24 protein-coding genes are annotated in these 23,342 nt (G+C 72.7%); 13 read left to right on the top strand and 11 right to left on the bottom strand.

Annotated features, from left to right (window positions below; all coding sequences use genetic code 11):
• Window positions 1–51 precede the first annotated feature (51 nt).
• From ASG28_RS12045 to ASG28_RS12070, 6 genes are all read right to left on the bottom strand, one after another.
• A complete protein-coding gene (locus ASG28_RS12045; RefSeq protein ID WP_235477773.1) occupies window positions 52–1,233 on the bottom strand; it encodes an alcohol dehydrogenase catalytic domain-containing protein in 1,182 nt (393 codons plus the stop codon).
• Entirely contained in the window at window positions 1,230–2,006 is a 777-nt protein-coding gene (locus ASG28_RS12050) for an HAD family hydrolase (RefSeq protein ID WP_082454619.1), read from the bottom strand. Before ASG28_RS12050 ends, ASG28_RS12045 begins: the two co-directional genes overlap by 4 nt.
• Complete coding sequence (locus ASG28_RS12055) at window positions 2,003–3,262, bottom strand: TIGR03364 family FAD-dependent oxidoreductase (RefSeq protein WP_082454620.1); 1,260 nt, start codon at window positions 3,260–3,262, stop codon at window positions 2,003–2,005. The genes ASG28_RS12050 and ASG28_RS12055 overlap by 4 nt, the downstream gene beginning before the upstream one ends.
• Complete coding sequence (gene phnE, locus ASG28_RS12060; RefSeq protein WP_055975436.1) at window positions 3,259–4,989, bottom strand: phosphonate ABC transporter, permease protein PhnE; 1,731 nt, start codon at window positions 4,987–4,989, stop codon at window positions 3,259–3,261. Before phnE ends, ASG28_RS12055 begins: the two co-directional genes overlap by 4 nt.
• The gene (phnC, locus tag ASG28_RS12065) at window positions 4,986–5,891 is read right to left on the bottom strand and encodes a phosphonate ABC transporter ATP-binding protein (RefSeq protein ID WP_082454621.1); all 906 of its coding nucleotides are present in this window, start codon (window positions 5,889–5,891) and stop codon (window positions 4,986–4,988) included. Before phnC ends, phnE begins: the two co-directional genes overlap by 4 nt.
• A gap of 110 nt (window positions 5,892–6,001) precedes the next feature.
• Complete coding sequence (locus tag ASG28_RS12070; protein WP_055975440.1) at window positions 6,002–6,928, bottom strand: phosphate/phosphite/phosphonate ABC transporter substrate-binding protein; 927 nt, start codon at window positions 6,926–6,928, stop codon at window positions 6,002–6,004.
• A 253-nt stretch (window positions 6,929–7,181) separates the two neighbouring features.
• Here ASG28_RS12070 and ASG28_RS12075 point away from each other — a divergent pair, with 253 nt between their 5' ends.
• On the top strand, window positions 7,182–7,622 hold the full coding sequence (locus ASG28_RS12075; protein ID WP_055975443.1) for a hypothetical protein: 441 nt from the start codon (window positions 7,182–7,184) through the stop codon (window positions 7,620–7,622).
• A 122-nt stretch (window positions 7,623–7,744) separates the two neighbouring features.
• Here the strand turns inward: ASG28_RS12075 and ASG28_RS12080 are convergent, their stop codons facing one another.
• Complete coding sequence (locus ASG28_RS12080) at window positions 7,745–8,668, bottom strand: EamA family transporter (RefSeq protein WP_055975446.1); 924 nt, start codon at window positions 8,666–8,668, stop codon at window positions 7,745–7,747.
• A 353-nt stretch (window positions 8,669–9,021) separates the two neighbouring features.
• On the opposite strand from ASG28_RS12080, the gene ASG28_RS12085 reads away from it, so the two are divergent.
• The 6 genes from ASG28_RS12085 (at window position 9,022) to ASG28_RS12110 (ending at window position 13,945) form a co-directional block, all read left to right on the top strand.
• Window positions 9,022–9,642, top strand: a complete 621-nt coding sequence (locus tag ASG28_RS12085) for a DUF3887 domain-containing protein (protein WP_055975449.1) — start codon at window positions 9,022–9,024, stop codon at window positions 9,640–9,642.
• A 35-nt stretch (window positions 9,643–9,677) separates the two neighbouring features.
• Window positions 9,678–10,592, top strand: a complete 915-nt coding sequence (locus tag ASG28_RS17025; protein ID WP_157510471.1) for a CPBP family intramembrane glutamic endopeptidase — start codon at window positions 9,678–9,680, stop codon at window positions 10,590–10,592.
• 97 nt (window positions 10,593–10,689) lie between these two features.
• On the top strand, window positions 10,690–11,397 hold the full coding sequence (locus ASG28_RS12095; RefSeq protein ID WP_055975454.1) for a hypothetical protein: 708 nt from the start codon (window positions 10,690–10,692) through the stop codon (window positions 11,395–11,397).
• Between the two features lie 257 nt (window positions 11,398–11,654).
• The gene (locus tag ASG28_RS12100) at window positions 11,655–12,329 is read left to right on the top strand and encodes a hypothetical protein (RefSeq protein ID WP_055975457.1); all 675 of its coding nucleotides are present in this window, start codon (window positions 11,655–11,657) and stop codon (window positions 12,327–12,329) included.
• Window positions 12,330–12,401: 72 nt separating this feature from the next.
• Window positions 12,402–12,944, top strand: a complete 543-nt coding sequence (locus tag ASG28_RS12105; RefSeq protein ID WP_055975462.1) for an SdpA family antimicrobial peptide system protein — start codon at window positions 12,402–12,404, stop codon at window positions 12,942–12,944.
• Window positions 12,938–13,945, top strand: coding sequence for a sporulation-delaying protein SdpB family protein (locus tag ASG28_RS12110; RefSeq protein WP_055975465.1), 1,008 nt, complete (start codon window positions 12,938–12,940; stop codon window positions 13,943–13,945). Before ASG28_RS12105 ends, ASG28_RS12110 begins: the two co-directional genes overlap by 7 nt.
• On the opposite strand, the gene ASG28_RS12115 is transcribed toward ASG28_RS12110, so the two are convergent.
• On the bottom strand, window positions 13,909–14,955 hold the full coding sequence (locus ASG28_RS12115) for an NAD(P)-dependent alcohol dehydrogenase (RefSeq protein ID WP_055975468.1): 1,047 nt from the start codon (window positions 14,953–14,955) through the stop codon (window positions 13,909–13,911). The genes ASG28_RS12110 and ASG28_RS12115 overlap by 37 nt on opposite strands.
• Window positions 14,956–15,283: 328 nt before the next feature.
• On the opposite strand from ASG28_RS12115, the gene ASG28_RS12120 reads away from it, so the two are divergent.
• Both ASG28_RS12120 and ASG28_RS12125 read left to right on the top strand, forming a co-directional pair.
• Entirely contained in the window at window positions 15,284–15,640 is a 357-nt protein-coding gene (locus tag ASG28_RS12120; RefSeq protein WP_055975469.1) for a VOC family protein, read from the top strand.
• A gap of 264 nt (window positions 15,641–15,904) precedes the next feature.
• Window positions 15,905–16,900 carry an NADP-dependent oxidoreductase gene (locus ASG28_RS12125; RefSeq protein WP_055975471.1) on the top strand — a complete coding sequence of 332 codons (996 nt, stop codon included), beginning with the start codon at window positions 15,905–15,907 and terminating at the stop codon, window positions 16,898–16,900.
• A gap of 132 nt (window positions 16,901–17,032) precedes the next feature.
• On the opposite strand, the gene ASG28_RS12130 is transcribed toward ASG28_RS12125, so the two are convergent.
• Window positions 17,033–17,635, bottom strand: coding sequence for a TetR/AcrR family transcriptional regulator (locus tag ASG28_RS12130; RefSeq protein ID WP_055975473.1), 603 nt, complete (start codon window positions 17,633–17,635; stop codon window positions 17,033–17,035).
• 125 nt (window positions 17,636–17,760) lie between these two features.
• Between ASG28_RS12130 and ASG28_RS12135 the strand changes: the two genes are divergently transcribed.
• Window positions 17,761–18,471: an SDR family oxidoreductase gene (locus tag ASG28_RS12135; RefSeq protein ID WP_055975478.1), complete on the top strand. Its 711-nt coding sequence runs from the start codon at window positions 17,761–17,763 to the stop codon at window positions 18,469–18,471.
• A gap of 83 nt (window positions 18,472–18,554) precedes the next feature.
• Here ASG28_RS12135 and ASG28_RS12140 read toward each other — a convergent pair whose 3' ends face one another.
• The gene (locus ASG28_RS12140) at window positions 18,555–19,385 is read right to left on the bottom strand and encodes an oxidoreductase (RefSeq protein WP_055975481.1); all 831 of its coding nucleotides are present in this window, start codon (window positions 19,383–19,385) and stop codon (window positions 18,555–18,557) included.
• Between the two features lie 326 nt (window positions 19,386–19,711).
• On the opposite strand from ASG28_RS12140, the gene ASG28_RS12145 reads away from it, so the two are divergent.
• The 3 genes from ASG28_RS12145 (at window position 19,712) to ASG28_RS12155 (ending at window position 22,516) form a co-directional block, all read left to right on the top strand.
• Window positions 19,712–20,731, top strand: coding sequence for a LacI family DNA-binding transcriptional regulator (locus ASG28_RS12145; RefSeq protein WP_055977566.1), 1,020 nt, complete (start codon window positions 19,712–19,714; stop codon window positions 20,729–20,731).
• 115 nt (window positions 20,732–20,846) lie between these two features.
• Window positions 20,847–21,503 (top strand): hypothetical protein, encoded by a 657-nt coding sequence (locus ASG28_RS12150; protein ID WP_055975483.1) that lies wholly within the window; start codon window positions 20,847–20,849, stop codon window positions 21,501–21,503.
• Window positions 21,500–22,516 carry a LacI family DNA-binding transcriptional regulator gene (locus ASG28_RS12155; protein ID WP_055975487.1) on the top strand — a complete coding sequence of 339 codons (1,017 nt, stop codon included), beginning with the start codon at window positions 21,500–21,502 and terminating at the stop codon, window positions 22,514–22,516. Before ASG28_RS12150 ends, ASG28_RS12155 begins: the two co-directional genes overlap by 4 nt.
• Here ASG28_RS12155 and ASG28_RS12160 read toward each other — a convergent pair.
• Window positions 22,502–23,341 carry an inositol monophosphatase family protein gene (locus ASG28_RS12160; protein ID WP_055975490.1) on the bottom strand — a complete coding sequence of 280 codons (840 nt, stop codon included), beginning with the start codon at window positions 23,339–23,341 and terminating at the stop codon, window positions 22,502–22,504. The genes ASG28_RS12155 and ASG28_RS12160 overlap by 15 nt on opposite strands.
• Window position 23,342 lies beyond the last annotated feature (1 nt).

Raw genomic sequence — 23,342 nt, forward strand, 5'->3', positions numbered from 1 at the left:
CGAGAACGCAGGAGGCGCGGCGCGGCCCCCGCAGGCCGCCACCGCACCCGGTCACTCGGGTCGGACGCCCACCCGCACCGACCCGCCCGCGGCGGCCGCCGCGATCCCGGCGTCGAGGTCGCGCAGGGCGACGACCTCGCCCACGAGCGCGTCGAGCGGCCAGGCCCCGTGCCGCTCCTCGACGAACCGGACGGCGTCGACGAGGTGCCGCGGGGCGTAGTTGTGCACGCCGCGGAGGGTCACGAGACGTCGGACGACGCTCTCGGCGTCGAGCGGCACCGCCGGGGCGGGGAAGACGCTGCCGACCAGCACGGCCACGCCGCCGACGCCGAGTTCGGCGAGCGCCGACGCCACCGCGTGCCGTGACCCCGAGGCCTCGACGGCGACGAGGGGCGCACCGCCCGCGACGGAGAACGCGGTGGTGAGGCCGTCGTCCGAGTCGGGAGCGGCCGACGGGTCGACCGTCGCGACCGCGCCGAAGCGGACGGCGAGCCGCCGGCGGGCGGGATCGGGGTCGACGACGACCACCCGGGCCCCGGCGTCGGTGGCCAGCGCGGTCGCCGCGAGGCCGATCAGCCCGGCGCCCGTCACGAGGACCACGGCGCCGTCGAGCGGCACGATCGTCGAGGCGGCGTCGAGGGCGGCCACGGCGGTCGCCGTGCCGCACGACACCGGGGCCAGCAGCTCGGCGGGCAGGTCGTCGGCGACCGGCACGATCGCCGTGCCCGATCGCATGTGCACGTGCGTGGCGAAGCCTCCGCTGAGCTCCCACCCCGTGACGAGCCGCTCGTGACCGTACTTCCGCACCGACTCGCACTTCTGCGGCAGCTCGCGTCGGCAGGTCGCGCAGTCACCGCACGACACGGTCAACGACCAGACGACGCGCTGCCCGACGGCGAGCGGTGTCCCGTCGACGGCCACCGCCCCCGGCCCGAGGGCGACCACGCGGCCGACCTGCTCGTGGCCGAGCACGAGCGGCGCGGGCGCGGTCCGGTCGCCCCGGGTGGTGTGCACGTCCGAGCCGCAGATCGTCGCCAGCTCGACCTCGACGAGGGCGTCGCCGGGCGCGAGCACGACCGAGGGCACCGCGACGGCCTCGTGCGGACGGCCGGGCTCGAGCCAGACCATGGCGGTCGGGGCCGGGTCGAGGGGCAGGGCGGCCGGGGAGGCGACGGGCGTCGGGGAGGCGACCCGCGCCTCCTGGTCCGTCGTCCGCGGCAGGGCCGCCGTCACGCGGCGGACGTCGACGACACGGAGGCGGGGACCGCGGCGAAGGCCGGCAACCCGACGAGGTCACGGACGCTGTCGAGCACGACGTCGGCCCCCGCGCCGAGCAGCTGCTCGCGCGTGTGGGCGCCGGTCGTCACGCCGACGACGAGACCGGCGCCGGCCGAGCGCCCCGAGAGGACGTCGCTGACGGTGTCACCGACCACCGCGACGGCGGCGACCGACGACGCCCGGGTGCGCAGCAAGGCGGTCAGCACGAGGTCGGGCGCCGGGCGTCCGCGACCCGCGTCGACGGGCGAGAGGGCGGCGTCGACGGTCCAGCCGAGGGCGTCGAGCAGCCGGTCGCGGGTGGCCGGCGAGAACCCGGTGGCGAGCACGACCGAGACCCCGGAGGCGCGGAGTGCGTCGATCAGGTCGCCCGCGCCCTCGATCGGCTCGACTCCCGATTCGTCGACGAGCTCGCCGTAGGCCACCTCGAACTCGTCGTTCGCCCGTCGCGCGAGCGCCTCGTCGCCACCGGTGAGGTGGCGGAAGACCTCGATCTTCGAGCGGCCCATCGTGTCGCGGACGTACTGCAGGGCCTCGTCGCGGGTCAGCGTCGGCCCGAGGTCGACCCGGTCGGCGACGCGGGCGAAGGCCTGCTCGACCACGCCGTCGTCGACGACGGTCGTGCCGGCCATGTCGAGCACGACGAGCTCGATCGGGGTGGCGGCGTCGGCGGTCGCGGCGTCGAGGATCGCGGCCTCGGCGGTGGGGGTGGCGGGGGTCGCGGTGCTCATGCGGTGAGGCTCTCTGTGAGGGGCGAGGTGACGGTCGAGGTGACGGTCGAGGTGAGGGTCGAGGTGAGGGCGGCGGGGTCGAGCGCCCGGTCGCGCCCGCCGTCGAGGTGCGCCCCGACGACGTGCTCGGCGAGCCCGAGTCCGGTGGTCATGCCGATGCCGGTCGAGACGACCGTGACGAGCACGCCCGGGGCGACCTCGTCGACGACGAACTCGTCGCGGCCCGAGGCGTAGACGCCCTGCCACCGCTCGGTGACGACCGGCTCGGCGCCGAACAGCACCCGGAACTCGTCGAGGAAGGCGTCGGCGACCCGCTCGTCCTGGAACGGCGCGATCGCGGCGCCCTTCCGGTGGCTGTCGCCGACGATCACCGAACCGTCGGGCAGCTGCGTGTACATCTGGTTGAGGTCCATCGCGGCGAGGTCGGGGCGCTCGGCGTGCAGTCGGGACCGCACCGCCTCCGCCGCGCCGGTGCCCGCGAACGCGCTGTAGCGGATCAGCGACCACCCGGTCAGCAGCGGAGCGACGAGCGGTCGGGCGAGGTCGGCCCGCACCCGCAGCATGTCGAGGCCGCACCGCTCGAGGGCGTGTCGGTCGGCGAGGTCGGGCAGCAGCTGGTCGAGGTCGTGGTTGGTCGCGACGACGACCGTCCCGGCGTAGATCGGGCCGCGGCTCGTCTCGACGCGTCCCGATGAGACCGACCCCACGGAGGTGCGGGTCAGGAAGCGCACCCCTCGCGTCTCGAGGTGCCGGCGGATCGCGTCCGCCGCCTGTCGGGGGTCGACCTGCAGGTCGTACGGCAGGAGCGCCCCGCCGACGACCGCACCCGGAGCGACCGGGGCCAGGGAGGACAGTTCGGCCGCGTCGAGCCGCTCGATCTCGGGCCGGTCGCCCAGCACGCGGTCGGTGCGGGCGAGGGCCAGCTCGTCGAGCAGGTCGAGTTCGTCGACGTGCCGGGTGGCGACGAGCGTGCCGCGCTCCGACAGCCAGAAGCCGGCGTCGCGGGCCAGCCGCAGCCAGAGCTCACGGGCGGTGAGGGCGTGGCGGCGGGCCTCGCCGCTCTGCGGGGTGAGGCAGAGGTGGCCGAAGTTGCGCACCGTCGAGCCGCCGATCACCGGGGAGCGGTCGACCACCAGCACCGAGAGCCCGCGGTCGGCGGCGGCGAGCGCGGCCCCCAGGCCGACGATGCCCGACCCGACGACGACCACGTCGTGCGGAGCCGCCGCGTGCCGGGCCGTGTCGTGTGACGTGATCATCGGAACACCCTCCGCATCCAGATCGCGAGCCCTTCGACGGCCAGCACCGTGACGAGGATCATCAGCACGATCGCCGTGACCGTCCCGTAGTTCGAACCCTGGCTGGCGTTGAGCAGGTAGTAGCCGACTCCCCCGGCGCCCACGATGCCGAGCAGGGTCGCGGCTCGCAGGTTGGTGTCGAGCATGTAGAAGGTGTGGCCGATCAGGGCACGGGTGCCCTGGGGCAGGGTCGCCCCCGCGTAGACCTGCACGCGGCCGGCCCCGGTGGCCGAGAGGGCGCGCTCGGGGCCCGGTGAGACCTCCTCGAACGAGTCGGCGAGCAGCTTGCCGAGCAGCCCGACGCCGCCGAGGGCCAGGGCGAGGGTCCCTGCCTGCGTGCCGAGCCCGGTCACGACGATCAGCACGATGGCGAGGATCACCTCGGGCACGCCGCGGATGCCGACGAGCAGCAGGCGCATGCCGCTGCGCACCCCGCGGCTCGGGGCGACGTTGCGGGCCGCGAGCGATCCGATCACGATCGAGGCGACGAGGGTCAGCACGGTCGCGGCGAGCGCGATGGCGATCGTCTCGCCCATGGCGGCGACCATCGTCGAGGCCTCGTAGCTGCCGAACGACGGCGGCCAGAACTGCGTCGCCACGGCGGGCACCTTCGCCCAGACGGTGACGAGGTCGGACCAGGCGATGTCGCAGACGGCGATGCTGGCGACGACCACGGCGGCGGCGAGCCACCCCCACGAGACGTCGCGCCGGCGGGTGCGGTCCCACGGGCGGCGCAGGGCGGCCTCGACGGTGGTGACCGCGGGACGGGACGGAGCGGGGTGACCGGCACCGCGCCTCCTGGTGGCCCGACGGACGACGCGGTCGCCGAGACCGCGGCCGGTCGGCGCGATGCCGAGCATGGCGGCGCGGACGCTGCTCGAGACGACCTCCATCACGACGCAGAGCACGAAGATGACGAGGGCGTAGCCGAGGCCGAGCCCGTAGTCGAGCGACTTGAAGGCGAACGACATCTCCATGCCGAGGCCGACGACGCCGACGTAGCCGAGGATCACGCTGCCCCGCAGGTTGATGTCGTTGCGGTGCAGCACGGTCGCCACCCACGAGGGCAGCACCTGCGGCAGCACGCCGGCGGTGAACTGCTGCAGTCGGCTGCCTCCGGCGGCGCGGATCGCGGTGCGCGGCCCCTCGTCGATCTGCTCGATCGCGTCGGCGAAGAGCTTCGAGATCATGCCGACCGAGTGCAGGCCGATGGCGAGGATTCCGGGCAGCGTGCCGAGCGAGAAGAGCAGCACGAACACCATGGCGAGCACGACGTCGGGCACGGCCCGGGCGAGCACGGTCACGAAGCGGGCGGCGGCGCGCCAGACGGGGCCGGGGGTCGTGTTCGAGGCGGCGAGCACGGCGACCGGGACGGACAGGACGGCCGCGAGCAGGGTGCCGCAGATCACGAGGCCGAGGGTGAGCGCGGTGAGCTGCAGCAGCTCACCGACCGGCGGGAACTCGATCGCCCCGACCCGGCCGAAGAACCGTTCGGCGTTGGCCCAGCTCTGCAGCATGCGCGCGAGGTCGATGTCGACGCTCCGCAGGGCCACGAGGCTCGCGATCAGCAGGGCGAGCAGCGTGAGGCCGGCCGCGACGCGCTCGGGCGAGACCCGGCGACGAGGAGGCGCGGTGACGGGAGCGGGAGCGGCCCCGGTCGTGCGCGGACGCTCGGTGACGGCGGTCATCGGACGGCGTCCCCGGAGACGGACGCCGCGCCTCCTGCGGTGCCCGGGGTGACTCGGGTGCCCGCGGCGCCCGGGGCGCCCGCGACCCCCACGGCGCTCAGTTCGAGCTCGATGGCCTCGAACTGGTCGGTGCTCGTGGCGACGCGGCCGTAGATCTCCATGACCTGCGCCTTGGTGAGCCCCTCGGTCTCGGTGTCGAGCACGACGCGGCCGTGGCGCAGGCCGACGATGCGGTCGGCCCACGAGAGGGCGAGGTCGACCTGGTGCAGGCTGCAGATCACGGTCAGCCCCTCGTCGGCGGCGATCTCGCGGATCAGCGCCATCACCTGGTCGCTCGACTCGGGGTCGAGCGAGGCGACCGGCTCGTCGGCGAGCAGCACCTGGGGACGCTGCATGAGCGCCCGGGCGATGGCGACGCGCTGCTGCTGGCCGCCCGAGAGGGTGTCGGCGCGCTGGTAGGCGCGGTCGAGCAGGCCGACGCGGTCGAGCCGGGTGAGGGCCTCGGCCTTGGCGGCGCGACCGTACGACCAGAGCCCGAGGCGGGGCCCGCGCACGGTGGCGAGCGAGCCGGTCAACACGTTCTCGAGCACGGTCAGCGACGGCACGAGTTCGAACTGCTGGAAGATGAACCCCACCTCGCTGCGCAGCCGCCGCAGGGCCCGACCGGTGAGGTCGGTGACCTCGCGGCCGAGCACCGTGACGCGGCCTCCGGTCGGACGCTCGAGGCCGTCGACGTGGCGCAGCAGGGTGGACTTGCCGGAGCCGGACAGGCCCAGCAGCACGACGACCTCGCCGCGTCGGACGCTCAGCGAGGCGTCGTCGAGCGCGACGGTGTCGCCGAAGCGCTTGGTGATGCCGTCGAGCCGGACGACGGTCTCGGCGGGGGCGGTGTGCGGGTTCATGTTCGTCTCCGGTTCGTCGTGCTCGGACCCCAGGAAGTCGCCGAGACACTCACGCGCGCGCGAGGGTCTCGGCGACTTCCTGGGGTGTGGGAGGTGCTACGTCGTGCGGGTCAGGCCTTGCACTGCGACGCGTTCGTCTTCTCGCAGATGTCGCGGATCTGGTCGTAGTACGCGTCGTCGACCGGGGTGGTCTGGAAGAACACGGCGCGGAAGCCCTCGCTGTCGGCGCCCTCGATGCCCGCGGCGACCATGTCGTCGGCGGTGACGTTCGAGAGGATGTCCTTCAGCTGGGCCTTGACGTCGTCGGGCAGCGAGTTCGACTCGACGATCGGGGCACCGGGCACCATCTGCTGGTCGATGACCTCGACGGCGTCGCTCTTGGCGACCTCGCTGTCCTCGGCGAAGCCGGCGTCGCACTCGGTGCCCTCGCCGACCTTCTGCACGCTGACGTCGTGCTTGCCGGCGAAGACCGGGGTGATGTCCTTCTCGGGGTCGATGCCGGCCTCGAGCAACGCGTAGCTCGGGAACAGGTAGCCCGAGGTCGACGACGGGTCGACGAAGCAGATCTTCTTGCCCTTCATGTCGGCGATCGACGTGATGTCGCTGCCCTTCGGCACGATGGCCTGCGAGTAGTAGCCGGGCTCCTGGCCCTCGGCCGTCGTGATCGACGAGATCGGGGTCAGCTCGGCACCGTTGTTCGTGGCGGTGACGTAGGTGAAGCCCGAGAACGACGCGACGTCGATCTGGCCGGCGATGCTCGCCTCGATCAGGGCCGCGTAGTCGGTGGACTCGTGGTACTCGACCGTCTTGCCGGTCTCCTTCGCGATGTAGTCCATCAGAGGCTGGTAGTTCGTCTCGGTGTCGACCGAGTCGGGCACGACGCCGAAGACGAGCGTGCTGTCGTCGACCGCGTAGCCGCCGGCCGCGTCGGCCGAACCGGTGGCCGAGGAGGCGGGGGTCGAGCAGGCGGACAGCGTGACGGCGAGCAGGGCGGCGCCGACGAGGGCGGTCGCGGCGCGGGGACGGCGGAGGGTCATGACGGCCTTTCGGGTGGGAGCAGGACGTGACGATGCTGGCACGCGCCCGACCGACATAGGAACCTACCTTCGGCCTCGTTCAACGAGAGTTCACCTCTTGTCTGCCTAACCTGGGCGGGGCGTCCGCCGAGTCGAGACGGAGGGGGTGGCCACCGGGCCGAGACGGAGTGCCGTCGCGGCCATGACGGGTCCAGGTGCGGCGGTCTACCCTCGGACGACCACCCCGCCCTGCTCCCGCGACGAAGGCCTCCGCATGCGACACGACGACGGCACCCCCGACGACCCGGCCCTTCCGCCCGACGCGCCCCGCGTCCCCGATGCTCCGGGCGCGTCCGGTGCTCTGGGCGACTTCCCGGTTCCGGGCACCCCCGACGCCTCGGACGACGACCTCGAAGCCTGGTCGGACGAGGCGCACCGTGAACTCGAGCTGCTCGTCGCCCGTGACCGTGAGGCCGAACTGGCCCGTCGGCACGAGGCCGAGCGCGTCGCCCGGGTCGAGCGTGCCGAACGCGCCGCCCGCCTCGAGCAGGAGCGCCGTCACCGTGAGGCCGAGCTCCCGCCCGAACTGCGTGACGCCGACGACGAGCCGTACGACGGTGGGCCGAGGCGCCGACTCGTCATGGGGTCGTCGAAGGTGCTGGCCGCGGTGGCGCTGCTGGCGGCGGTCGCCGTCGCGGTGACCGGATTCCTGTAGGCCGACCCGCGCCTCCTGGGCTCGTGCGTCCGTGAACCCGCTTTCGAACGATGCACCCGGAAGCTTCTGGGTTCATGGTTCGAAACCGGGTTCATGGTGGGCGGCGGCCCGGGCGAGGCCCGTCAGAGGGCGAGCAGGGCGATGCCGCCGAGCACGACCACCGACGCGGCCAGCCGCTTCACCAGCGAGCCCTCACGCAGCACGAGGGCGCCGAACACGGCCACCATCACGACGCTCGTCTCGCGCGCCGGGGCGACGAGGGCGACCGGAGCCGTCCGGATCGCCGTCAGCACGAGGATGTACGACAGCGGCGACAGCACCCCGAAGGCCAGCACGCGCGGCCAGTGGGCACGCGCGACGGCGACGAGCTCGCCCCGCCGCCGACCGAGCGACGCGCTGTAGAAGCCGACCTCGACGAGGGTCACGCCGACCATGAACGACACGGGCGAGAGGTCCCAGGTGCGCAGGGCGTGGGCGTCCCAGATCGTGTAGCTCGCGATGGCGAGGCCGGTGAGCAGGCCCCAGGCGATGCCGGGGTCGAGGCGGCGGGACCGACGGCCCGGGGCGGACGGCGTCGACGCGGTCGACGGCCCGTGCAGGAGGCGCGGTGCCGGAGAGCCGGCCGGCCGCCGGTCGATCAGTCCGGTCGCCACGACCCCCGCGACCACCACGGCGATGCCGACGACGGCCGTCACCGAGAGCTGCTCGCCGAGCAGCAGGACGGCGAGGCCGGCGCTGACGGCAGGGCCGCTGCCGCGAGCCGTCGCGTAGACGGTCGACAGGGTGCCGACCGCGTAGCCGCGCTGCAGCACCGTCATGTAGACGACGTGCAGCACGGCCGAGACGCCTGCTCCGACCGCGAGGCCGCCGACGCTCGCACCGAGGCCGCCCGTGAACGGGACGACCGGCAGCCAGAGCACGGTGCTGGCGACGGCACCCCACCAGAGGAAGGGCGTGCCGAGGCGGCTCACGCCGTGGGCGACGACGTTCCAGCCGGCGTGGCAGACGGCGGCGGCGAGGACGAGCAGGAGGGCGGTGGTGGACATGCGAGGACCCATCGGCTCGGCGCGGGGCGCGCCGAACGGGTCCTCCAGGCTTTTGTCCGTTCAGATGACGGCCCGGCGATGGCGCCCGACCGTGGCGCCGCTCGGACCAGTCGGATCGTGGGACCCCGGAACCCTAGGCGCTGTCGTGGCGAGCGTAGGGGTGGCGGGTGTCCGGTGGGTGAACTCGTGTCGCGATGAACCCCGTTTCGAACGATGAACCCGGAAGCTTCCGGGTGCATCGTTCGAAACCCGGTGCGAGGGCGGCAGCGGAGCGGTTGAGCCGCGGTCTACATGGATCAGCGGGACGAAAGCCGATCTTGACGCCACGACACGCGTCAATCTAGTCTTTACACATGTCGACCCCGTCCCGCACCCCGTCCCTGCTCGCGAGCCTCCTCGCCCGGGTCCAGGGCCTCGCGGCGTCGGTGCACGGTCGACACGACCGGTCCTCGACCCTCGTCGCCGTGCAGCGCGCGGCGGGGATGAAAGCCGACCTCGAGGCCGTCCTCGCGGCCCTCGTGACCGATGCCCGCGACGCCGGGGCGACCTGGCAGGAAGTAGGAGACGTCATGTCCATCTCACGTCAAGCCGCGTACCAGAGGTTCGGCCAGGTGATCGACCCGAGGACGGGACGCCCGCTCGAGAAGGACGTCACGTCAGGTTCCGTCGAGCGGGCGACGGCGGTCTTCGACCTGCTCAGCACGGGGCGCCCCGACGAGGTCCACGCCCTCTTCGACGACGAGATGAAGAAGGCCATGGACCCGACGCAGCTCGGCGACGTGTGGAGCCACGTCCTCGGTTCCGTCGGGGCGTTCGAGTCGAGCGGCACACCCACGGCGCGGCGTTCCGGCGACTTCACCGTCGTGGACGTCCCCCTCCACTTCGAGGCCGGCGACATGGTCGGTCGCGTCTCCTGCCACCCCGACGGGCGCCTCGCAGGGCTCTTCCTCCTCGACCCCGCCGCGTCGTCGTGACACGGGCCGACACCCCTCGACCCGACGGCCTCGTCGTGACGCGGGCCGCCCCGCGTCGGGCGCTCGTGCTCTTCGTCGTCGTGTCGTTCGGGCTCTGCTGGGCCCTCGCCATCCCCCTGTGGCTGAGCGACGACGGGCTGGCCGCACCCCTGGCCGGCGTGCTGCTGCCACTGCTGATGCTGACCCCGGCGGCCGGCGCCGCGGTCGCCCTCGCATCGACACGCACGTCGTGGCGACAGGCCGTCAGGCAGCTGGGCCTCTGGCCGATCCGCCCCGTGCGGCGCACCCTCGCCTGGTCGGCGGGGGGCCTCGTCAGCGCGGTGGTCGTGGTCGTCGTCGGCGTCGCCGCCGCGGCCGCCCTGGGCCTGCTGGTGATCGACCTCATCGATTTCAGCGGTTACGCCCGGTCGTTCGACGACCTCGGGATGGGCGAACTCGCCCTGCCCGCCGGCCTCCTGGTGGGCCTGCAGCTGCTCGCCATCCCGCTCAACGCCGTCGTCAGCGCACCGTTCGCACTGGGCGAAGAAATCGGCTGGCGGGGGTGGCTGCTCCCCGCACTGACGCCGCTCGGAACAGGGGTCGCCCTGGTCGCATCCGGCGCCGTCTGGGGCCTGTGGCACACCCCGATCATCCTGCTCGGCTACAACTTCGACCGGACCGGCGCCGACGGTGTCGTCTTGATGGTGGGCGCGTGCGTCGCCTTCGGCGTGCTGCTCGGGTGGCTGCGACTGAGGACGGGGTCGATCTGGCCACCCGTCTTCGCCCACTCGGCCTTCAACGCCACCGCCGGGCTCTCGGCCCTCGTCGCCGACGCGTCCGATGCCAGCGATCCCGCCGTCACGGGCCCCCTCGGCCTCGTCACGACGGCCGTCATGGTGGCGATCGTCGTCGGGCTCCTCCTCGCGGGGGAGATGCGAAACAAAAGCTTGACGCCCATCGCTTCTTCCTGACACATTGTCATGAGATGACCGGACCGGTCAGTACGGTTCCTTCCGAGGATGCCGCGACGGCGGGACGGTCCGACCGCGACAAGGCCGGAGGACCACAGTGAGCACTCTCACCGAGACCACACGACGCACCGATGCACCGGCACGACGCGACCGCCTGTGGTCGTTCGTGCAGCTCCCCCTCGCGGGAGCCCTGCTGGCCAGCGTCGTCACCGTGGTGTCGTGGGCCCCCCGCCTGCCCGGCGAGGTGGCCAACCAGTGGTCCGCAGGTGAGGTCACCACCGTCCGGCCCTTGGCCGTGACGATCGCCTCCGTCGCCGTCCCCGCCCTCGCCGCCTGGCTGCTGCTGGCCCTCGCCCGGGTGACCAGCGACTCGGTGAAGTTCGGCCACCGGTCGACCGTCGGCGCCCTGGCTGGGCTGACACTCGCACTGACCGGTGCCCTGCCGCTGCTCGTCGCCCCGTCGCTCGCGACCAGCGACCCCTGGTCGGCACCGGACCCCGGCGTCCTGCCCCTGATCGCCCTCGGTGTGGTCGGCCTGCTGGTCGCGGTCGGGGTAGCCATCGGGGCGGGTCGACCGGGTGCGACGGGCACGCCGGGCGCGACGGACACCCGGGTCCCGCGGGGCGCGGACACGTCCCGCGCACCTCGGACGATCGGAGGCGCGGCCGCGGTCGGTGCCGCCCTGGCCGTCGTCGTCCTAGCCGCGCTGACGATCGTGCCGTGGCCTCTCGCCCTCGTCGCCGGAGCGACGGCCGCGACCGCCGGGGCCGCACTGCGCGCCCTACGCCGACCGCTGGCAGCCTGACGCCCCACTGACCGGCAGCGGGCCCGGGCGCACTGACGCCCCGGTCACGCACGCCCCTGCCCGCGACACGGTGATCACACCGCCGGGCACCACGACCGATGGCGCGCGGTCGCTTCGGCGCGCCCGAGAAGACGACAGACGAGGAGGCGGCCGGCACGGGGACCGGCCCACGGGCACACGAGGCGGCCGACCGGCCGCCGGGACGGGCGACGACGAGCGATCGACGCCTCAGCGACATCCATCGAAGGAGAACGAGAATGAACGCGAAGAACAAGATCATCACGGTGGCCACCGCAGCAGCGCTGGCCGTCGTCCTGCCCTCGACCGCGGCGGTCGCCACGGGCTGGACCCCCACGTCGTCGACGTCGACGACCGAGCAGAGCACCGAGTCGACGGACGGCCGCGAGCTGTTCGGCGCCCTTTACTTCGGCACGGGTGCTCTCGCCGCCGAGCTCGAGGGCGAGCTCGACGACGCGTCGTACACGGCGTTCCGCGACAGCGTCGCCGAGCAGGGCACCGACCTGACCGCGATCGACACCATCCTCGACGATCTTCAGGCGTCCGATGCGGCCTACTTCGACGACTTCGCCCGTGAGATGACCTCGGGTGACGTCCTCCGCGTGGAGGCCGCCTTCAGCGCCTCCGCCGGCGACTTGGCCGCGTCGGTGGACGAGGCGTCGGTCGTCGACGCCTCGGCTGCCGAGCGCAAGGCGGACCCCGGCATGGCGAACCCGCAGGCCGCCGTACCGGTGTTCGCGGTGTGGGTCGCGGTCGTGTCGGCGGCAGGTGCCGTCCACGCGCTCACCGCAGCCGTGCAGATGAACGTCGCCTGGACCCAGAACGCCTTCTGGTCGGCCAACGTCACCTCGGGAGAAGCGCTCTCGACCGAGAAGGGCGTGGTCTCGCTCACCGACAGCCTGTCGGCGTACTGATCTCTCGCGCACCACACGGACCGGCCTCCTCGCTCGTCGGGGAGGCCGGCCCCCTTGACCAGGAGACCTCCGATGAAGATCAGACACCTGCTCGTCCCCGGCACGCTCGTCGTCGTGTTCGCCCTCTACTCGGGGCTCGCCTCGCTCGAGGAGACCGTGCTCGACCCACCGGGGCTCACCGACCATCGCGCCGACATCATGTCGGTGGCGCCCCAGGGCTGGTCGTTCTTCACGAAGTCGCCGCGTGACCCGCAGATCGAGCCCTTCGTGGTCGACGGTGACGAGTTGCGTTCGGTCGCGGGGTTCCCGAACACCCGGGCTGAGAACCTGTTCGGGCTGAGTCGCGAAGGGCGGTCGCAGGGCATCGAGGTCGCCCTGCTCATGACGAGCCTGCCCGAGGCCGACTGGGTCGACTGCGACTCCCCCGCCCTCGAGGTCTGCTCGTCCGATCTCGTGGCGTCGACCGCGCACCCCGTCGAGAACGTCGTGCCGTCTCCTTCCCTCTGCGGCGAGGTCGTGCTGGTCGAGTCGACCCCCGTCTCGTGGGCCTACCGGGACCACACGCGACTGGAACGCTCGGCCGTCCGCGGCCTCAGGACGGACGTCTCGTGCTGAAGCGCTTCGACCTCCGCCCGTCGTCCTGGCGCGCCCTGCCCGAGCCCGTCCTCTGGTCGCCCTTCCTCGGTCTCGCGCGGTCCCTGATCGCGCTCGGCAACCTCCTCACGGTGCTGTTCACGTCGAGCGACTTCCTCTTCCGCCCGGTCGCAGGTCTCGGCTCGTACCCCCTGTGCACGCACGCCGACCGGGCCGGTCTCTTCTGCGCCATGCGCGGCGACCTCGACGCCGCCCGCGTCGTGGCCGTCGTCGTGCTGGTGGCGGTCATCGTCGGTTTCGCGCCCCAGGTCACCTCGCTGCTGCACGTCTGGGTCGCCTTCAGCATCAGTTCGAGCATCTCGATCCCCGAGGGTGGCGACCAGATCGCGACGATCATGGCCCTGCTGCTCGTGCCCGTCTGCCTGACCGACCCCCGGTGGAACCACTGGTCGCCCGCACGGCCCGGCCTGCGGGCACGACCCTGGCGGACCGGCTTCGCCGTCACCTTCGTGGTGGCGATCAAGCTGCAGCTCTGCGTCCTCTACTTCTACTCGGGCGCGGGCAAGCTCTTCGTCACCGAATGGGCGGAGGGGACGGCCCTCTACTACATCGTCCAGGGCTTCTTCGGAGCGAGCGGCCTGCCCCGCCTCGTCCTCACCGAGGTGGCCGGCACGTCGCTCGGTGCCGCGGCCCTGACCTGGGGCACCATGCTGCTCGAGCTGGGACTGGCGGCCATCCTGCTGACGAGGGGGCGCCTCCGGCTGGTCCTGGCCCTGGCCGGGGTGACCCTCCACCTCGGCATCATCGTGGCCATCGGCCTCTGGAGCTTCCAGATCACGATGCTCGGCGGACTGCTGCTGCTCGCCCTGCCGTTGCACTCGGCCGCATACCGCGACGGTGCGACGATCCGCGGCATCCTGCGGCCCGGGGACGACGAACGCCCCCGCACACACGGTGCGGGGGCGTCCGGCGGAACGGGGTCGGATCAGGCGAGGGTCGCGGCGTCGATCACGAAGCGGTAGCGCACGTCCGACTTGAGGACGCGCTCGTAGGCCTCGTTGATCTGGTCGGCGTCGATCAGCTCGGTCTCGGGCACGATGCCGTGCTCGGCGCAGAAGTCGAGCATCTCCTGGGTCTCGCGGATGCCGCCGATGGCCGAACCGGCCCAGCTGCGACGGGCGGGGATCAACGCGAACGCGGGCACCTCGAGCGGCTCGGACGGGGCACCGACGTTGACGAGCGTGCCGTCGACGGCGAGCAGGCCGAGGTAGGCGCCCATGTCGATCTTCGCCGACACGGTGTTGACGATCAGGTCGAACGAGTTCGCCAGGTCGGTGAAGGTCTGCTCGTCGCTGGTCGCGTAGTGGGCCTTCGCGCCGAAGCGCAGCGAGTCCTCTTTCTTCGACGTGGTCTGCGACAGCACGGTGACGTCGGCGCCGAGTGCGGCGGCGATCTTCACGCCCATGTGGCCGAGGCCACCCATGCCGACGATGGCGACCTTGGTGCCTTCGGTGACGCCCCAGTGGTGCAGCGGCGAGTACAGCGTGATGCCGGCGCAGAGCAGCGGCGCGACCTTGTCGTAGTCGAGCGACTCGGGGACGCGCAGCACGAAGTCCTCGGTGACGACGACGGCCTGCGAGTAGCCACCCTGCGTGACGGTGCCGTCGGCCGGGTCGACGCTCGTGTAGGTGCCGACGTTGCCCTTGGCGCAGTACTGCTCGTCGCCGCGCTTGCAGTACTCGCACTCGCCGCACGAGTTGACCATGCAGCCGACGCCGACGCGGTCGCCGACCTTGTGCTTGGTGACCTCGGAGCCGACCTCCGAGACGGTGCCGACGATCTCGTGACCCACGACCTGCGGGTACTGGATCTCGCCCCACTCGCCGCGGACGGTGTGGATGTCGCTGTGGCAGATGCCGGCGTAGGCGATGTCGATCATGACGTCCTTCGGGCCGACGTCGCGGCGCTCGATGGTCGTCTTGACGAGGGGCTCGGTGGCGGACGGGGCCGCGTAGGCGTTGACGGTGCGCATGGGTCTCCTGGGGGTGGGTTCGGTTCGGGGACGAGGGGCGGGTCGGAACACGGTGCTCGACGACGGGCTCCTCGTCTCCGACGTTACGCTCCCGGGCCGACCGTGGGAGGCCCTGCCAGTGCCCCCGAGGCGACGGCCCGCAGGAGGCGCGGTGCGCGTCCCACCGGCACCGCGCCTCCTGCGGGTGGTCCGGTCGCGCAGCGCTGACCGTGGGACACGCCTCCGGGTGGGAAAGTGCCCTGACTCGTGGCACGGCGCGCACCGGGCGCGGCGTAGCAAGGGTCGAGACGCTGCATCGGGCATTCCGGTGGCGGACGAAGGAGTCGACATGGCAAGCGGAGTGGCAACAGTGTGGGTGCCCGTGACCGACATGGGGCGGGCGACGGCGTTCTACCGTGACGCGCTCGGGCTCACGGTGAAAAGCGAGAGCGACGACTGGACCGAGATCGACGCGGACGGCCTGATGATCGGCCTGAACGGGCGCGAAGAGGCCGCGGCGTCGAGCGAGGGCGGCGCGGTCATCACGTTCCAGCCCGACGGCACCCTCGAGGACGCGTTGGCCGACCTGCAGTCGCGCAACGCCGACGTGACCGGCACGATCAGCGAGCACCCGTGGGGCCGCATCCTGCCGTTCAAGGACACCGAGGGCAACGACCTGCAGTTCTACACGCCCCCGACCGACTGACGTCGGGGCCTGCAGGACGGGTCGCACCACCGAATGAACGTCGCACCGCCCAAACGCGCGGTGCGACGTTCATTTCGTGGTGCGACAGGACGACAGGGTGCGGCATGCCGACGGGCAGCGTAGGTCCTTGACATTGTTGCTGAGCGCACTCATTATTGAGTGCGCTCGGACTCGCGCGACAGGACGACGTCCCTGGGCCGAGCGTCGCGGCCGCACCAACCAGCCGCTCGCCACCGTCAGCCGCAGACCACCAGGAGACCCCCGATGCGCGCCTTCGCCTTCGACGCCTATAAGAAGCCCCTGCACGAAGTCGACGTCGCCGAGCCGACCGTCGGCGACCACGACGTCCTGATCGAGGTCGCCGCCGCCGGCCTGAACCACCTCGACGCGAAGATCCGCGAGGGCGAGTTCAAGCTGATCCTGCCGTACAAGGCGCCCCTGGTCCTCGGCCACGACTTCGCCGGCACCGTGATCGAGGTCGGTGGCTCGGTCCGCGACCTGAAGCCCGGCGACGAGGTCTTCGCCCGGCCCCGCGACCACCGCATCGGAACCTTCGCCGAGCGCATCGCCGTCGACGAGGCCGACGTCGCCCTCGCCCCGACCTCGATCAGCACCGTCGAGGCCGCGTCGCTGCCACTCGTCGCCCTGACCGCCTGGCAGGCCCTCGTCGAGCGCGGGAACGTGCAGCCCGGCCAGAAGGTGCTGATCCACGCGGGCGCCGGCGGGGTCGGCACGATCGCGATCCAGCTCGCGAAGCACCTCGGCGCGCACGTCGCGACCACCGCCTCCTCCGCCAACGCCGACTTCCTCCGCGAGCTCGGCGCCGACGTCGTCGTCGACTACCGCACCCAGGACTTCGAGGAGGCACTGTCCGGCTACGACCTCGTGCTCGACAGCCTCGGCGACGAGAACCTCGCGAAGTCGCTCAGAGTGCTCCGCCCCGGCGGACTCGCGATCGGCATCCAGGGTCCACCCACGCCCACCTTTGCGAAGGCAGCCGGCCTCAATCCGGTCGTGCGCCTCGCGATCGCGGCCCTCAGCCGCGGGGTGCGAGCCCAGGCGAAGAAGCTCGGCGTCTCGTACGAGTTCCTCTTCATGCGCGCCGACGGCCACCAGCTCCGCGAGATCGCCGCACTCGTCGACGCGGGGGCCATCCGCCCCGTGGTCGGCGCGACGCACCCGTTCGCCGAGACGGCGACCGCGCTCGACGGGCTCGGGAAGGCCCGCATCCGCGGCAAAGCAGTGGTCACGCTCCCCTAGGCCGAGGAGGCGCGGTGCCGCCACCGCAGGCGCGCACCCGTCACCGCCGGGTCGCGCCCACCGGCCGGGTCGCACCCGTCCCTCGGGTCGTACCCGTCCCTCGGGTCGTACCCGTCCCTCGGGTCGTACCCGTCATCGCGGCAGGACGAGCTCGAGGTGCGCCCGGACGTCGGCGACGATCTCGGCCACGCTGACGGACTCGTCCGCCACCGACGCCATCGCGACGAACTGGAGGGACGACACGACGTGCGCCAGCCGCGCCGCCGCGTCATCGTCGACTTCGGCGCGAGAGGAGATCACCTCGACGAGCGCCTGCTCGGTGCGCGCGACGATCGAGAGAGCCTCCGCGTGGTGCGGCTCGGCGGGGTCCCCGAACACCATCTCGCGCAGGTAGGTGCGACCGTTCTCGACCTGGGCCCGGTTGCACTCGACGATCGGCGTGATCAGGGCGATCACGGCGTCGACCAGGTCGGCCAGGCCGGCGGCGTCGCGCACCCCGCGATCGAGCGAACGCGCGTAATTGGCGTTCTGCACGAGCAGCAACAGCTCGCCCTTGGTGCGGGCGTAGAGGAACAGCGTGCCGGCGCCGACGTCAGCGGCCTCGGCGATCTGCTGGGTCGTGACCTCGTCGACCCCGTGCCGCGAGAACAGGTCGGACGCGGCTCGAGTGATGCGCTCGAGCTTCTCCTGCTTGTTCCGCTCACGACGGCCGAGGGGCGGGGCTGTCGGCGACATGCGATCTCCTGGGGTGGACGGTGGCCGGAATAGAAACTGACTGAACTCAATTATGACAGGAGTCACCTATGGGCGGCTCGGTCACGGGTCGCCTCATCTTCGCATCACCCTCGGAAGGAACACCCATGACCGACATCACCGGCTCCGTCGTCCTCGTCACCGGAGCGAACGGGGGCATCGGCACCCGCTTCGTCGAGGCCGCCCTCGCCCGCGGCGCCGCCAAGGTCTACGCCACCGCCCGCACCCCGCGCACCTGGGACGACGAGCGCGTCGTGCCCCTCACCCTCGACGTCACCGACCCGGCCTCGATCGCCGCCGTCGTCGAGGCGGCGCCCGACGTCACCGTGCTGATCAACAACGCCGGGGCCAACGCGCCCGAACCGGGCATCCTCGCCAACACCGACGACGAGATCCGCGCCAACGTCGAGACCAACTTCTTCGGGCCGCTCTTCCTCGCCCGCGCCTACGCGCCCCTCCTCCGCGCGCACGGTGGCGGCACGGCGATCATCGACATCCACTCGGCGCTCTCGTGGTTCGCCGTCGCGGGCATCTACTCCGCGACCAAGGCGGCCCTGTGGTCGGCCACGAACTCACTGCGTCTCGAGCTGCGGCCCGCGGGCGTGCAGGTGGTCGGCGTGCACGTCGGCTACGTCGACACCGCCATGGCCGCGGGCGTCACCGACGCGAAGACCGACCCCGCAGCCCTGGTCGCCGACGTGCTCGACGCCCTCGAGGCCGGTCAGCACGAGATCCTCGCCGACGAGACCTCGCGTCAACTCAAGGCCGGCCTCTCGGCCCCGCTCGAGGCGGTCTACCCGCAGCTCACCGCGCGCTGACCCGCCGGACCACGCACCCACCCTCGACACCGCACGCCGACCGCCGACGCGGCCGCGCCTCCTTCACGACGTCGCCTGCCCCCTCAGGCGCCGAAGTCGGTCGCGCGGCTGCGCTCGGCCCAGGCGTCGATGTCACCGCGGAGGTCGTCGAGCGCGCCCGTGACGATCTCGACGGCGTCCGAGCCGAGCAGCAGCAGGTACGGCGCCCGGCCCGACTCGACCGCGTCGACGAGCAGCCGCGCGCCGGCGGCGGGGTCGCCGGGCTGGGTGCCGTCCGAGGTGTCGGCCTCGATGCGGCGCTTGCCGGCCGTCTCGGCGTAGTCGGCGATGGGGGTGGCGGACTGCGTGAGTGACCGGCCCGAGAAGTCGGTGCGGAACGAGCCCGGCTCGACGACGGTCGCCGTGATGCCGAGCGGGGCGAGCTCGGTGCGCAGGGCCATGGTCATCTGTTCGAGGGCGGCCTTGACGGCGCCGTAGTAGCCCGAGCCCGGGCCGGTGCGGCGGGCGCCGATCGACGACAGGTTCACGATCGTGCCGCTGCGACGGGAGCGCATGCCGGGCAGCACGGCCTTGATGGTGCGGACGCTGCCGTGGAAGTGCGTGTCGAACAGGCGCGCCACGTCGGCGTCGTCGCCCTCCTCGACGGCGGAGCGGTAGCCGTAGCCGGCGTTGTTCACGAGCACGTCGACGCCGCCGAACCGCTCGGTGGCGAGGCCGACGGCCGCGGTCACCTGGTCGGCGTCGGTGACGTCGAGCGCGGTGGCGACGGCGTGGTCGGGGTGGGCGTCGGCGATGTCCTGCACGGCGGAGGCGTCGCGCGCGGTGACGACGACGTCGTGCCCGCGGGCCAGCGCCTCCTCGGCGAAGGCGCGCCCCAGCCCCGTGGAGCATCCGGTGATCAACCAGGTCGACATGTGGTCTCTTCTCTCTCGTGCGTTGCGGTCGCTGACGCGCCGCACCCCCAGACAACCAAGGAGGCGCGGTGCGCGTCGGGCCCCGCCGCCCCCGGTCCCAGCCGCACCCCTCTCGCGTGGCTGCCACGAGTCGCACCGTCGACTGAACATGGCACCGCCGAGGTGGGCGGTGCGACGTTCAGTCGGCGGTGCGACACGGGCACGCCTACGCGGCGATGTACGCCCGCCCGCCGGTCCGCCCCGAGAGTTCACCGGCGACGACGCTCGTTCGACGGCGCGAGCCGATACTTTGGGCCGGTGACCTTTCGATGCTGTGGGAGCCCGGCGTGAGCGGCCTGGGAGCTGTGCCGACGATCCACGACGTCGCCGCACGCGCGGGGGTGTCGAAGTCGGTCGTGTCCCGTGCGTTGGCCGGCTCGTACGGCGTGGCCCCGGCGACGACCGACCGGGTCCGCTCGGCCGCGATCGAGCTCGGCTACGTCGCCAACGCGAACGCCCGGGGCATGTCGGCCCATCGCACCCACACCCTCGGCGTCTTCGTCCGAGACGCGGCGACGCCGTTCTACGGGCACCTGCTCACGGCGTTCCAGCTGCAGGCCTCGGCTCGCGGCTACCGGGTGGTCACGGCGACCGGGGCCGGCTCGTTCTCGATCGACGAAGAACGCCAGGCCCTCGAGACGCTCGTCTCGCTGCGGGTCGAGGGCTTGATCGTCTGCAGTGGCGCGCTGCCCGTCGACGACATCCTGCCGTTCGCGCGACGCATCCCCACCGTGGTCGCGGGTCGCCCCGAGGTCGACGACTCGATCAGCAGCGTCTACTGCGACGAACAGGGCGGCGGAGAAGGCCTGGCCGACCACCTCGTCGATCAGGGACACCGGCGGGTGGCGGTGCTGACCGTCGACCGGTCGAACTCGATCACCCAATGGGCACGCACCGACGCCATGATCAGGCGGCTGCGCTCGCGCGGTGCGGACGTCGTCGTCATCCGCTCGGAAGAACACGGCACCGACCCGCGAGCCCTCGACCCCGTCGTCGACGCCGTCGTGGGTCTCGGTGGCGTCACGGCCCTGATGGCGCCGAGCGACCTCTGGGCGATCGGCGTGCTCGAGGCGATGCACCGTCGGGGCCTGCAGGCGCCGCGCGACTTCTCGGTCACCGGGTACGACGGCGTCATGCCCTACGCCGCCGAGCTGTTCGGCATCACGTCCTGGCGACAGCCGCTGTCGGTCATCGGCGCCGCGTCGATCGACGCCGTCGTCGACCAGATCGACGGTCGCTCGGTCGGCACCCTGCACTCGGCCGTCGCCGGCGAGCTGGTGACCGGCCGATCCACGGCCAGGCGCTGACGTCCAGGCCCCGACCACCTGCCGTTCACCGAATGGTCGCCGTCCAGTCGAGTGCGCCCGGGAACGTTCCCGATCAGAGTAGGGAACGTTCCCTACGCCTCTCCGATCGGACACCATGCACCAGGACTCCCCCACCAAGCGCCCCTTCGACGACAGCGACCCGTACCGCTACGGCGTCTACCTGCGCCCCGACGCCCGGACCTGCCGAGCCGTCACCGTCGTCACCGACCAGCTGCGCGCCCAGTACGGACTCGTCTCGGCGGGCGCCTTCCCTCCCCACGCGACCCTGGTCGGCAGCCAACCCTTCGGCCGCTCCGAGGCCGAGGTCGTCGACGCGCTCGGCACCCTGCTCGACGGCAGACCCGCCTTCGACGTCCACAACGCCGGCGTCCGCGAGCAAGGCATCGGCTACGTCTACGACGTGGCCACGCGACCCGACGGCTCGCTCAACGACGAGTTCGTCCGCCTCGCCGCCGACGTCGACGCGGCGGTCGCACCCTTCCGCCGCCCGATGGCCTCGCCCCTCGGCAACGACTACGACGCGTCGTCGTACCGGGCGCACCTCTCGCTCGCCTCGCACGACCTCTACGGGCGGCCCGACCTGCACGACGAGGTCGGCGACTTCATCCGAGAACTCGACCAGGAGGTGCCGGCCGGCTTCCCGGGCGACACGGTCGTCCTCTACCGAACGGCCTGCGACGACTGGTCCGGGCGCTGGTGGCACTCGATGACCTGGCAGCACGTGCACACCTGGAAGCTCACCTCGGCGTGACGGCGACCCTGGCCGAGGTCGCCCTCCGCACGGGCATGTCGCGATCGTTGGCCTCGCTCGCCCTGCGCGGGGACGACGGAGTCTCGGCCGAGCGTCGTGCGCAGGCCGTGCGGGCAGCCGACGCCCTCGGGCTGCCCGTCGGCGCCCTCGCCCGCCGCCGCGCCGACGGCGCACCCCTCGTGCTGGGCGTCGTCGTCACCGAGGGAGCCGGGGCGTTCCACGGGGCGGTGCTGCGCAGCACGGTCGCCTCGGCCGCCGCCCTCGGTCTCGAGCTGCGGGTCGTCGACGGGAACCGGGACGAGGCGCGCCTCCGGTCGGGCCTGGCCGAGCTGCACGCGTCGGCCGTGTCGACCGCCCGCGACGCGGTGCTCGGGCTGGTCGTGCTGAGCAGCCGGCTGCCGTCGGAGGCACTGGCCGCGGCGGCCCGCGACGTGCCGGTGGCCGTCGTCGGGTCGAGCGGCGACCGGCTCGCCGGCCTGGGCGTCGACACCGTGCGCTCGGACGAGGAGTCGGGCATGCACGAGGTGATGATGCACCTGGCGGCGCTCGGGCACGTGCGCACCTGCTTCGTCGCCGAGTCCCGCCATCCGTCGACGACCCGGCGTGCCCACGAGCACGCGGTGACGGCGAGGCGGCTCTGGTCGGCGACCGACCTGCACGTCGACGACATCTCCGGGCTCGCCGCCGACCCGACGCGCATCGCCCGGCACGTCGGCGAGGGCGTGACGGCGTTCGTCGCGGCGAACGACTCGACCGCCGCCCGCCTCGTCGCATCGGCCCGGGAGGCGGGGCTGCGGTTGCCGGGGATCGCCGCGGTCACCGGGTTCGACGACACCACGCCCGCCGCCCTGATGGACCTGACCACGGTCGAACAGCCCCGTGACCGCCTGGGTGCCCGGGCCGTCGAACTGGTGGTGGAACGCCTGCGTGGGCGCCGGACGGAGCGGCACGAGGTGCTGCCGACGCGCCTGGTGACGCGCGGCTCGACGACCGGGGTCTCAGCTCCGGCCTAGTGCGGCCGGGTCGATCGTGGCCGACAGCTCACGCACGCGCCGCACCAGGTGGTCGTGCGCGTTGCCCGCCCCGCCCGCGACGTAGTCGTCGGCCTCGTGCGGTCGTTCGACCGGGACGCCGTGCCGGAACCCTCGGAACCACCCACCCGCCCGTTCGAGGACGAGCGCGCCCGCGGCCACGTCCCAGGGGTGGGTGACGAAACCGAGGGTGGCGTCCGACCACCCGGCAGCGACGTGCGCGAGGTTGAGCGCGCCGCTGCCGAGGCTGTGGTGGTGCCGGTAGCGCGCTGTCAGGTCGCGCACCAGGTCGAAGGCGCCCTCGCCGAGCAGGTCGACGTCGCGTTGCACCGGGAAGCTCGTGACGACGGTCGAGTGCTCGTCGGGCGCCGAGGCCGAGCGCAGCGGTACCCCGTTCAGCCAGGCCCCGTGCTCGTCGGCGGCGAAGAGGTTGTCGGCCACGGGGTCGAGGACGACCCCGGCGACGATCTCACCGTCGACCTCGGCCGCGATCGAGACGCACCAGTAGGCCAGGCCCCGGGCGAAGTTGGCCGTGCCGTCGATGGGGTCGACGATCCACCGCAGCCGGGCGTCGCCCGTGCTGCCGCCCTCTTCGCCGAGCACGACGGAGCCCGGCACAGCCGAGGTCAGCGAGCGGGTGATCGCCTTCTCGGCCCGACTGTCGTGCAGGGTGACGACGTCGTGGGCGTCCCTCTTGGTGGCGACGCTCATGTCCGAGCGGAACGCCACGAGCAGCGCGGGGGCGACGTCGCGGGCGGCAGCCTCGGCGGCCTCGCGCAGGTCGGAGGACGGGGGTGGGGTGCTCATG

The organism is Frigoribacterium sp. Leaf415 (genome assembly GCF_001424645.1).
GTDB lineage: Bacteria > Actinomycetota > Actinomycetes > Actinomycetales > Microbacteriaceae > Frigoribacterium.

Bases quoted from the DNA above. Each gene is read 5' to 3' on its own strand.
- ASG28_RS12105 (WP_055975462.1), top strand. From the start codon at position 12,402: ATGAAGATCAGACACCTGCTCGTCCCCGGCACGCTCGTCGTCGTGTTC.
- ASG28_RS12115 (WP_055975468.1), bottom strand. From the start codon at position 14,955: ATGCGCACCGTCAACGCCTACGCGGCCCCGTCCGCCACCGAGCCCCTC.
- ASG28_RS12125 (WP_055975471.1), top strand. From the start codon at position 15,905: ATGCGCGCCTTCGCCTTCGACGCCTATAAGAAGCCCCTGCACGAAGTC.
- ASG28_RS12120 (WP_055975469.1), top strand. From the start codon at position 15,284: ATGGCAAGCGGAGTGGCAACAGTGTGGGTGCCCGTGACCGACATGGGG.
- ASG28_RS12160 (WP_055975490.1), bottom strand. From the start codon at position 23,341: ATGAGCACCCCACCCCCGTCCTCCGACCTGCGCGAGGCCGCCGAGGCT.
- phnC (WP_082454621.1), bottom strand. From the start codon at position 5,891: ATGAACCCGCACACCGCCCCCGCCGAGACCGTCGTCCGGCTCGACGGC.
- phnE (WP_055975436.1), bottom strand. From the start codon at position 4,989: ATGACCGCCGTCACCGAGCGTCCGCGCACGACCGGGGCCGCTCCCGCT.
- ASG28_RS12140 (WP_055975481.1), bottom strand. From the start codon at position 19,385: ATGTCGACCTGGTTGATCACCGGATGCTCCACGGGGCTGGGGCGCGCC.
- ASG28_RS12130 (WP_055975473.1), bottom strand. From the start codon at position 17,635: ATGTCGCCGACAGCCCCGCCCCTCGGCCGTCGTGAGCGGAACAAGCAG.
- ASG28_RS12150 (WP_055975483.1), top strand. From the start codon at position 20,847: ATGCACCAGGACTCCCCCACCAAGCGCCCCTTCGACGACAGCGACCCG.
- ASG28_RS12075 (WP_055975443.1), top strand. From the start codon at position 7,182: ATGCGACACGACGACGGCACCCCCGACGACCCGGCCCTTCCGCCCGAC.
- ASG28_RS12085 (WP_055975449.1), top strand. From the start codon at position 9,022: ATGTCGACCCCGTCCCGCACCCCGTCCCTGCTCGCGAGCCTCCTCGCC.
- ASG28_RS12135 (WP_055975478.1), top strand. From the start codon at position 17,761: ATGACCGACATCACCGGCTCCGTCGTCCTCGTCACCGGAGCGAACGGG.
- ASG28_RS12055 (WP_082454620.1), bottom strand. From the start codon at position 3,262: ATGATCACGTCACACGACACGGCCCGGCACGCGGCGGCTCCGCACGAC.
- ASG28_RS12070 (WP_055975440.1), bottom strand. From the start codon at position 6,928: ATGACCCTCCGCCGTCCCCGCGCCGCGACCGCCCTCGTCGGCGCCGCC.
- ASG28_RS12100 (WP_055975457.1), top strand. From the start codon at position 11,655: ATGAACGCGAAGAACAAGATCATCACGGTGGCCACCGCAGCAGCGCTG.
- ASG28_RS12080 (WP_055975446.1), bottom strand. From the start codon at position 8,668: ATGTCCACCACCGCCCTCCTGCTCGTCCTCGCCGCCGCCGTCTGCCAC.
- ASG28_RS12050 (WP_082454619.1), bottom strand. From the start codon at position 2,006: ATGAGCACCGCGACCCCCGCCACCCCCACCGCCGAGGCCGCGATCCTC.